Consider the following 2,929-nt stretch of genomic DNA (forward strand, 5'->3'; position numbering starts at 1 on the left):
AGACCAATTTATTGCAACCGCAGTAGGACAGCCTTAAGTCCGACAGGCTGCCAGGACAATCTGTGTCGGTTTTCTGCTCTGGAAAAATAAGGGAGCATCATTGGCTAATCTTTTTATTCTCGGTAGGAACAAAGAATAGCCAAGAATTCCTGAATTGCTATTTGGATTACTCGTCCTATGTTACAAATCCTTCGGCATCATCAACCTCTTCAACGGCCCAATACTGGTATTCAATCCGGTCAGACGTTTGATCATTGTTTTAAGTTATTCAGTAAATACAGGGCCTCTGCAAACAGGGCAGGTTCTTATCCCGTTTCGAAGCATTGCAATGGCGCAATGCTTATGAATTTTGTGAGAGCAGGGTAATATCTGGCAGCCGCTGAAGGCATCTTCAAGGCAGATGCCGCAACGGTCGTGCGCTGAACCTGGTCGGCATTTGTGATTGCCCTTTAGCATTTTATGCATGCAGACACCGCAAACATCACAGTGAAAGGATTCACTTGCCTTCATCCGGCAAATACCGCATTTATGGCAGTGGAACGGGTCGTTATATTTTGAGGTGAAGTGTTTGCATTTTGCACAGTAATATTCCGACATTTGCTCTTCGCAGTTCGGGCATGTTTGGGAGTCTTCCGTAATTTCTCCCTCATATCCACATATAGAACACATAAACCTTATTGCATGAACAGCCTTGAGTTCAGCTTTACATGAACCCCTGTCGTTGTGACATCTATGGCAAGGGAAATACCCCGGACAGCAATCAAAACCCACATAGCAGAATCTTTGGAAATGTTCGCACACTGGCCTTCGGGATTCTTGCTCCGGTAACCGCTGCAACTCCTCATTCGACAAGACTGACCGCTCATTGGACGGGGTGAGCTGCTCATTGAAGGTGTTCAACGGCTGAGGAGCCAAAGAGCCGCCGTTGCCCGGCATAACCGGGCTGGCTGCTGCCGTCGGCAGGTATTCTCCGGAGGTGATATTGCTTGCTGATGTTAGTTCCAAGTGGCCGCTAGACGAGCTTGCCTGCTCATTCAACGGGTTTGTCGCCTCATTTTGGATGGTCGTTGCCCGTGCAGCACGGTGCATTGCGCAATTGCATCTCTCCGGCCTGCGTTCTGCCATCTGATGGTATGCTTGATGGGCCCTATCGTGCAAACGATGTTGTATAAGCTCATCCCTCGTTATTTGAAGTTCTGCCTCCAAGCGTCCGATGTCAGTTTCGTAACACTCCACGCAGCCCCGTAAACCCTGATTATCTCTATCTAATTCCTGATTCTTTATAGTTAACTCTTGATTCTCCGCATTTAAGTGTTGATTCTCTGCATTTAAATTTCGATTCTCTGCATTTAAATTTTGATTCTCTTTGTCTAAATTTTGCTTCTCCAAGTTTAATCCCTGATTCTCTGTTATTAACCATTGATTCTGTGATGTTAACCATTGATTTTGTGTTGTTAACCACTGAATCTGTGCAGTTAACTCATTAATCTGCTGTCTTTTTTGCTCTTCCTTTTCCCGAATGTTTCTATACCGTTCAAATTCTCTTCTATCTTTTTGGAACTGACTTACAACACGTTTTAACTTTTCCAGACTACGATCTAAATTTTGAGGTTCATGAATTTCGGGGCTACCGTCCGCATTAAATGTATTTCCCGGATTTATCAATGGGGTGGCTGCAAGCAGTCGCGGGGTACCACTCCTCCGTGCAGGGGAAGCGTTTTGGGGATGAGGTTGGTCAACTAAAAGGGAATGGTCGTTCGAATGTTTTCTTAAGAAATTTGGATTTATTCCCGGAACTTCCCAGCCAAATTGGTCCTGTGTCAGGTTGCTTTGATGATCACCATAGGAACGAAGTGAATATGATCGCATTCGCGAAGAGTCATTTGACCGATCAGTACGGGCAGGCTGCTTTGGCTTTGCTCCCTGCAGTAAGTACTTATCAGTGGACGTTTTAAGAGAACTGGTGCCAGAGCCAGAGGCACTGTTAAATGGCCGGATGGTATGGGTGAATGTGTTTCCATGGCTGGCCATTGTTTCGCTGGAGGTATTATTGCTGTTACATCCTGATTGACGTTCATCAGATGCAAAGCCGCCACTGACTATTGTTTCGTTGGAGGTGCTATCGCTGCTACATAGGGATTGACGTTCATCTGATGCTGAGCAACCACGGGCCATTGTTCCGTTGGAGGCATTATCATTGTTGCTGATCACAGGCTTTTGTAGTGACAGTTTTTGAAGTGAAGGCTCTCGTTGTGAAGGTTCTTTTGTTGCAGGGAAAGATCGCAACAGCATCATCAGGCTATTTGAATAGCGTACAAAATTAAAGTAAGACGGGTGCTGCTCAAATCGTGTGAAGATCTCCTGAAAAGTACTGGAATATGTAAATGGATGAGCGCAGAACAAAATATCACGGATTATGGTTACGTCGGATATTTTCCCCAACAGTTCATAAATAGTTCCAAATGGGTTTTCGTAGAGCAGGAACAGTTGAACAAAGTGCTCAGTAAGACAAGACTTTTCAAAGTCTCCCATAGGCGGTTGTGTGTCAGATTGATTGACTCTTCGGATTATGTCCTGAACAATCTTGGACAAAATGCTCAGGTTGTTGTCGCCCGCTTCGGACAGTGCCTGGTCAGCCAGAGGTATTTTTTGGAGGGCAGACGGAATGTTAAAATCATTCAAAGTACGTGTCTTATCGGTTGTAGATTCTATCAGCTGCTCAATAAACCGGTTACGCAATGAACCCTCTTTGAATGAACGCGGCAGTTCCAGTATCGCCTCAAGAGGCGTGACAGGAGTCCCCCTGTTGTTTGTGCCTTCTGTTTTCAGAACCTGCAAACGCTGAGGCATGTCCAGCTCATCCAGTATTTGCCCCAGCTTAAAAACGGCATCGGGAGCGTCGCTTTCAATGATGGCTATAAGCTGGTTC

General features: G+C 45.6%; 1 protein-coding gene. It reads right to left on the minus strand.

Going from position 1 to position 2,929, the window contains the following annotated elements:
* Positions 1-264: 264 nt before the first annotated feature.
* The coding region (locus KDK18_RS08880) for a CHY zinc finger protein (RefSeq protein WP_257254545.1) at positions 265-2,929 on the minus strand (2,665 nt) is incomplete at its 5' end.

The sequence above is a fragment of the Endozoicomonas sp. SESOKO3 genome (assembly GCF_024606255.1).